This window comes from Paenarthrobacter sp. PH39-S1 (assembly GCF_030063245.1).
In the GTDB taxonomy this organism is placed as follows: domain Bacteria; phylum Actinomycetota; class Actinomycetes; order Actinomycetales; family Micrococcaceae; genus Arthrobacter_M.
In genome coordinates this window covers 122384-129530 of sequence record NZ_JASISR010000011.1, presented here as the reverse complement: position 1 = coordinate 129530, position 7147 = coordinate 122384, and the positions used below count along the sequence as shown (strand labels likewise).

At 65.7% G+C, this 7147-nt stretch carries 7 protein-coding genes; all 7 read left to right on the top strand.

The window, feature by feature from the left end:
• Positions 1-327: 327 nt before the first annotated feature.
• Complete coding sequence (locus QMG52_RS09290; RefSeq protein ID WP_283560123.1) at positions 328-1218, top strand: PucR family transcriptional regulator; 891 nt, start codon at positions 328-330, stop codon at positions 1216-1218.
• Between the two features lie 112 nt (positions 1219-1330).
• On the top strand, positions 1331-3523 hold the full coding sequence (locus QMG52_RS09285) for an FUSC family protein (protein ID WP_283560122.1): 2193 nt from the start codon (positions 1331-1333) through the stop codon (positions 3521-3523).
• 50 nt (positions 3524-3573) lie between these two features.
• Positions 3574-3771, top strand: a complete 198-nt coding sequence (locus QMG52_RS21930) for a thioesterase family protein (RefSeq protein WP_349361683.1) — start codon at positions 3574-3576, stop codon at positions 3769-3771.
• On the top strand, positions 3708-4004 hold the full coding sequence (locus QMG52_RS09280) for an acyl-CoA thioesterase (protein WP_349361682.1): 297 nt from the start codon (positions 3708-3710) through the stop codon (positions 4002-4004). Before QMG52_RS21930 ends, QMG52_RS09280 begins: the two co-directional genes overlap by 64 nt.
• Positions 4005-4263: 259 nt before the next feature.
• On the top strand, positions 4264-5175 hold the full coding sequence (locus tag QMG52_RS09275) for a metal ABC transporter solute-binding protein, Zn/Mn family (RefSeq protein WP_283560121.1): 912 nt from the start codon (positions 4264-4266) through the stop codon (positions 5173-5175).
• Positions 5176-5225: 50 nt separating this feature from the next.
• Positions 5226-6140, top strand: coding sequence for a metal ABC transporter ATP-binding protein (locus QMG52_RS09270; RefSeq protein WP_283560120.1), 915 nt, complete (start codon positions 5226-5228; stop codon positions 6138-6140).
• Positions 6137-7087, top strand: coding sequence for a metal ABC transporter permease (locus tag QMG52_RS09265; RefSeq protein WP_283560119.1), 951 nt, complete (start codon positions 6137-6139; stop codon positions 7085-7087). The genes QMG52_RS09270 and QMG52_RS09265 overlap by 4 nt, the downstream gene beginning before the upstream one ends.
• The last annotated feature ends 60 nt before the right edge of the window (positions 7088-7147 follow it).

The window sequence follows — 7147 nt, the reverse complement described above, 5'->3', positions numbered from 1 at the left end:
ATGGAGCCTCCGCCCACCCGACACGACAACCGGGCTTTTGTCATGCCCGGACCCAAAAGTTGCCGAAATTCACGCCCCCGCCAGAATTCCGGCCTCAAAAAGCCACTACTCGCGGATCCGGGTCAGACGCAACAGATGCTGACGCTGAACAGGCTATACCGCGTTTTGATCGACCAGGTCGTCGAGCCGGAGACATTCGTCTCGAAGCTGGAGGCGGTCTTCAGTGTCAATATGTGCGTGCTCGATGCGAAAACGGGAGCCACACTCTTAGCCGGCATGCTGGTCCCGGACGAGGATCTCGTCACGCGTGTCCGTCACAGGACCGGAGTGGATGCGCCCGGCCATGCCGACCGGCTGCGAAAGGCGGCAAAAGACGAAGTGAGCGTCTGGAAGATTCCCTCTCAGCATGATGCTGTCCTGGCGATATCCGAGCAAGGCGGTGAAATGCTCGACTCTTTTACCGCCCTGCACCTGCGCGATGCGGTTGCAGTTGAGGTGGATCGTGTGATGGCCGCGAAGCTGGGGCTCATGGCACGGGGAACACAGTTGATTGCTTCGATTCTCATCGGTCAGACCGGAACCGGAACCGGAACCGGAAACACGGCACAAGCGGCCAAGGATCTCGGTCTGGTCGGCATGGAATTCGCGGCGTTGGCGGTCCCGGCCGATGCAGCAGAGGAAATTCAGCTGCTACTGGTTTTGGCTGGCATAGCAAACGCCTCCGTTGAACACCACGGCCAATTTGTCTGCTGGATCAACGCACGCGACACCAAAACGGCGTGCGAACTCCTGCTTCCGCTGTGCCAAAGGATCGGAGTTTCCACCACGTTCACCGGTATCCGGGATGTCCGCGACGCGGTCCGTTCCGCTGCCTGGGCGCTGGGTTCAGTGCGCGAGGGTGAGCGCCGGGTGGCGTACTACGGCGACGTCGAGCTTTCGCTCCTTCCTCGATCGGCGGCAGAAGCGCGTGAGGTTGTCCGGAAGGTCCTAGGATCTCTCTTTACCGAGTCGGGGGAGCGGACGCGACTGTTTGAAACTCTCCGCTGTTTCCTTGAGCACGATCGGAACTGGTCTGCGACCTCGACGGCCCTGGGAATCCATCGTCAGACATTGGTATACCGGCTTCAACGTATCGAAGCCGAGACCGGCAGAAGTCTTAAGAACACCAGAGATTTATCGGAAATGTGGATCGCATGCGCGGCGACGGATTTTCTGTGACGGCTCATGAGGACCGCCACCCGTTCGGCCAGAATCCCGCTGACCAGGCGACCCGGCGGCCGATTCCCGTCCCCCTTGGCCCGGGCCTGCCGCCCGGTGCCATACTGAAAGGGTGCCCGCGCTGACCTCGATCTCCGCAACCGTCAGACAATCGCTGCGGTTGGACTTTTCCCAATCGGACCCCGTGGTGGCCGCCCGGAACGCGGTGGGGGTCGCCGTCCCGCTCGTCGTTGGGGTGGCGGCCGGGAACATCGGCGTCGGAGTCTTCGGCGCCGTCGGGGCCATGTTCGCCGCGTTTTCCGACCGGCCGGGCGGGTACCGGCTGCGGCTGGCGCGGATGGTCACGACGTCCGTGGCGGCCGGAATCGGCGGTGGATTAAGCATTCTTTGCGCCCCCTCCGTGCCGTTGTCGCTGCTGTTGGTTGCGGTTTTCGCCTTCATCACCGGCATGCTGCTCTCGCTCGGCGCCAATGTTTCGCAGATCGGCACCGCGGCCACGGCCGTCGCGATTGTGCTAAACCGCTTCCCGCAGACCCCCGGCAACGCGCTGGGCATCGGGGCGCTGATTACCGCGGCAGGACTGCTGCAGAGCCTGTTCGCCGTCGCCGGCTGGCCCCTGCACCGGCATGCACCGGAACGGGCAGTGCTCGCGGCCCTGTACGGAAAGCTCGCCGAGCGGGCCCGCTCACCGCAGCCGAAGCGGATGGCGCCCGGCGCCGCGGCGGTGCTCGACAAGGCGCGGGAAACGCTTACCGGGTTCGGCCACGGGCACGGACCGAGCATGCAGTCCTACCGTGCGCTGCTCGACGAAGCGGAGCGGATCAGGCTCGAGGTGATGGCGCTCGCGTACTGCGTTGAGAGGTTAGAGCGCGCGGGGCGGGAGCAGCAGCGCGAGACCGTCCATGAGCTGCTGCTGGCAGCCGGAAACGCGCTCGATGCCGTGGCCGAGGCACTGGGTAAGGGCCAGAAGTTCGACGACGGCGCCCTGCAGCCGGCTTCGGCGGCACTGGCCGGGATGGCGGAAGTGATGGGACGATTTCCGGATTCTCCGACCGGGCACTTTGCCCTCCTGCACGCCCGCGCCCTGAGTGGCCAGCTCCGGGCATGCGGGCGGATCGTCACGCCCGGAGCGCTGGAGGGAAGGGCCGCCGAGCCGGCAGCAAAGGTCGGGAATGCCCGCGTTGCGCTGCAGGCCCCGCTGGGTACGCTGCGGGCGAACCTGCACTTCAACTCCGCCATTGCCCGGCACGCCGTCCGGCTGGCCGTCCTGGTCACCGCCACAGACGGCCTGGCCCGGCTGCTGCCCGGCGGGGATCGGGGCTACTGGGTTTCGCTGATGGTGCTGCTGCTCCTGCGTCCCGACTTCGCCGCCACGCTGCAGCGCACCAGCGCCCGTCTGTTCGGCACCCTGATCGGGCTCGGCATCGGCACGGCCGCCACTTTCCTGCTTGCGCCCGCGGGCAGTTACGCGCTGATCGGACTGGTGGTGGTTTTCGTCTTCGCGGTCCGTTCCGCCGGTGCGCCGAACGCCCTGTTCATGGGGACCTGGATCGCGGCCTATCTTGTCGCCCTCCTTGACCTAGCCGGCTCGCCGGCGTCCGCCGTCGTCGTCCCGCGCCTGCTGGATACCGCGCTGGCCGGTGTTCTGGCCGTCGCGGCAACACTTGCGTGGCCCGCCTGGGAGCGCGCCTACCTGCCCACCCGGATGGCCGAATTGCTGGCTGCGTACCGCCGGTACCTTGTCGCGATCACCGATCCACAGGCCCGGAAGCCGCGGATTGACGCCGCGCGCATCGATGCGCGCCTTGCCCGCTCCAATGCCCAGGCCTCGCTGGACCGAACGCAGGCCGAGCCGGTGACTGGTCACCGGATTCTGTACATCAGCGAGGGTGTGCTGGTGCAAAGCCACCTGCTTATTCAGGCCGCCATGGTGCTCGACGCCGCGCGCATTTCGCTGCGCCAGAACGGCCGTCCCGTCGCGGAAATGCTGGACCCGCTGGCACCCTACATCGCCGGCGTGGGCGGGACCCTGCTCGCCTGCGAGAACGCGGCCGCGACCGGTTCCGCGCCGCGCGGTGCCCGCAGCCTGCGGAGCGCGTACGCCGAATTGGAGTTGGGGCTGCGGCAGGCTCCGGACTTTCCGCGCGACGTTCTGCCCGCCGTGCTGGATGCGGCGGACCGCATCGCCAACAGCGTCGACACAATGGCACATCTGCTGCGGGAAGGCCCGAGGTCCGTCAACGCCGTGACCGCGGCGGCGTCCGCTGCGTCGGGCACCGGGTCGGTCGAAGGGAGCACACCGTGAGTGCGGAAACCGGGCAGGACGGCGGACGCCGGCTGACATGTTCCGTCCCCATGCGCTGGGGAGACATGGACGCCTACGGGCATATCAACAATGTGGAGGTCATCCGGATCCTCGAGGAGGCACGTATCCACGCCTTCGGACCCCCGCCGGTACCGGCCTGCCCGGGCTGGATGTGGAGCTGCCGGTGTTCAATAACATGCCGGAGGGGACCCAGGCGCAAGTGGCCGAACACCGCGTCAGATATCTGATGCCGCTGAATTACCGCAACATCCCGGCACGCGTCGAGGTATGGATCGGCGCCATCAACGGAGCCAGCCTGACCGTGGCCTACGCCATCCACGATCCCGTTACGGGCGCGCAGTGCGTTGCTGCGGAAACGGTGCTGGCGTTTTTCCAAACGGATACGCGGACGCTGTTGCGCGTCGACGCGGGGAAGAAGGCCTTGCTGCGGCCGTTGCTCGGGGCCTCAAACTTCCGCTAAGGTCCGGCAGCCGCGCTGTGTAGGCAGCTAGCGGCCGGCCCGCGTCCGGCTTCCGCCCGGTCCCGGGGGTAACGGGGGTAACGGGGCGGGCGCACACATCGTTGCCTTGGTAGCGTTACTGATATTGACTCTGATTCTCATTAGCCATATTCTTGAAAGCGATGGCGGCCCATCCGCGACGGCGCGCTGGTCCGGGGCTTCCGCACCGCAACGAGCCTGTCCGTCCTCCCTAAACTTCGTTCTTAGCCAGATTGGTCCCATGAACCGCAAGCTGATCGCCGTTCCGCTCCTAGCCGTCGCCACCGTGCTGACTCTTGTCGGATGCTCGTCCGCCGATGCCCAGCGAACCGCCGCCTCAGGCACCATTAACGTGGTGGCTTCAACGGACGTCTGGGGCTCCATTGCCCAGACCATCGGCGGGGATCATGTTGCTGTCACCTCGATTATTGATGATCCGGCCAAGGACCCGCACCAGTACGAGGCAAACGCACAGAACCAGCTCGCCTTGTCCAAAGCGGACGTTATCGTGGAGAACGGCGGCGGCTACGACGATTTCGTCAACACGATGATTACCGCGGCCCGGAACGAATCGGCAGTCCGGCTCAACGCGGTGGACATCTCGGGCAGGCAGGCTTCCGCAAACGGCGCCCTGAACGAGCACGTCTGGTATGACTTCGCCACGGTGCAGAAAGTCATCGATCAAATCGAGGGCGCCTATTCAAAGGTTGATGCAAAGGATGCGGCGGTTTTCGCCGGCAATGCCGACGCTCTCAAGGGCAGGATTGCCGCGATGGAGCAGCAGGAGGCCGATCTGAAGACGAAGTACACCGGCGTTGGCGCTTCCATCACGGAGCCCGTTCCGCTGTACATGCTGGATGCAATCGGACTCGAGAACAAGACGTCCGTCGAGTTCAGCAAGGCCGTGGAAGAAGACACGGACGTGGCGCCGAGCGTGCTGCAGGAAACACTCGCCCTCTACAGCGGCCACGCGGTGAAGCTGCTCGCCTACAACGAGCAGGCCCCCGGTGCACAGGCCGAGGCCGTACTGACGGCGGCGAAGGACAACGGTATCGCCGTCGTTCCCGTCACCGAGACACTGCCTGAAGGTAAGGACTACGTCGGCTGGATGAGCGATACCTTGAACGCGATATCAGCGGCACTTGCCCAGTAGCAGCCGCCACGGCCGGCACGGCAGCGCCGCAACTATTGGATAATGGCCCTGTGACAATTGACATCACCGGCACGACGGCGGACCCGCCCGCCCAGGGCGGCGCCGGCGTCGTGCTCCGGCTGCGCAATGCGACGCTCGGCTTCGCCGAACGCACTCTCTGGAGCGGGCTCGACCTGGACGTAGCGGCCGGTGAATTCATCGCTGTGCTCGGAGCCAACGGCTCCGGTAAGACGAGTCTGCTGAAGGTCATCCTCGGCCAGCAGCGGCTGCTCAGCGGCGAAGTGACTTTCCTGGGCGAACCCCTTGCCCGCGGCAACCGCCGCATCGGGTACATCCCGCAGCAGAAACCGGCCGGCGAAGGTACGCCGCTGCGCGCGCGTGACCTGGTGGCACTTGGCTTGGACGGGCACCGGTGGGGATTTCCATTGCCTTCCCGCAGGCGCCGCACGGATGTCGCTGCAGTCCTCGACGCCGTCGGTGGCCGGCCGTATGCCAAGGTCCCGATCTCAACTCTTTCCGGCGGCGAACAGCAGCGCTTGCGCGTCGGCCAGGCATTGGCCGGCGGTCCCAGGCTTCTGCTGTGCGACGAGCCGCTGCTGTCCCTCGACCTCGCCCACCAACGACTCGTCAGCGAACTGATCGACCGGCACCGCCGTGAGCGTAGATTCGGTGTCCTCTTTGTCACCCATGATGTGAATCCCATCCTCGGCATGGTCGACCGCGTCCTCTACCTTGCCGGCGGCCGCTTTCGTATCGGCTCTCCCGACGAAGTGCTGCGCTCCGATGTGCTCAGTGACCTGTACGGCTCGCCCGTGGACGTTATCCGGACGCACGGCCGCATCGTCGTCGTCGGCGCACCGGACGGGCCGCATTCACATCCCGACGGACTGGACGTTCTCCACGACGCCCAACATGAACCGGACCACGGCGGCCCGGACGTCACGGAAGGCGCCACAAAACCATGATCGAAACACTGTCAACGGCCAGTCTGCGTGCCGCCGATGCCTCGTTGTGGTCTCAACTGTTCCAGTTCGAGAACTACGGTGAACTCCTCGTACTGCTGCAAAACTCTCTCCTGGCCGGCGCAGCACTGGGAATTGTCGGCGGCCTGATCGGCGTGTTCGTCGTCGCCCGGGACATGCCCTTCGCCGTGCACGGGATCAGTGAACTCAGCTTCGCCGGCGCATCGGCGGGCCTGCTGTTCGGATTCGGCGTGGTTGAAGGATCCCTGGCCGGCTCGCTGATCGCCGCGCTGCTGATCGGCATTCTGGGGTCCCGGGCCCAGGACCGGAACTCCATCACGGCCGTGCTGATGCCCTTCGGCCTCGGTCTGGGCATCCTGAGCCTGGCGCTGTACTCGGGTCGTTCGGCCAATAAATTCGGCTTGCTGACAGGGCAGATCGTTGCCATTGACGACCCGCGCCTGACATCGCTGCTCATCATCTCCGCGGTCATCCTCGTTGGTCTGGCGATCGTGTGGCGTCCGCTCATGTTTGCCAGCGTCGATGCCGACGTGGCCGCCGCCCGGGGTGTCCCGGTGCGGGTTCTGTCCATCATTTTCATGCTGCTGCTCGGCCTCGCAGTCGCCGTGTCCGTGCAGATTGTCGGGGCATTGCTCGTCCTGTCGATCCTGGTGACGCCGGCGGCAGCGGCGCTGCGGGTGTCGGCCTCACCCGTCCTTGTCCCGGTTTTGAGCGTGGCCTTCGCGGTCGTGTCGATGGTCGGCGGAATGCTTCTAGCGCTCGGTGGCTCGGTGCCGATCAGCCCGTACGTCACGACCATCTCGTTCCTCATTTACGCTGCCTGCAGGGTTGTCGCAGCGGTCCGGAAACGCAGAGGGCGCACCGGCAGGGTGAGGGAGCGTCCCGAGGCCGTTTCCGGACGCGTTGCCGCGGCTCCGGCCGGCCGGTAGTATTCCCGGCCGGCCGCTATCTCACCTCGCTGTCCCACCAGGCCAAAGTCCGGCGGTCCC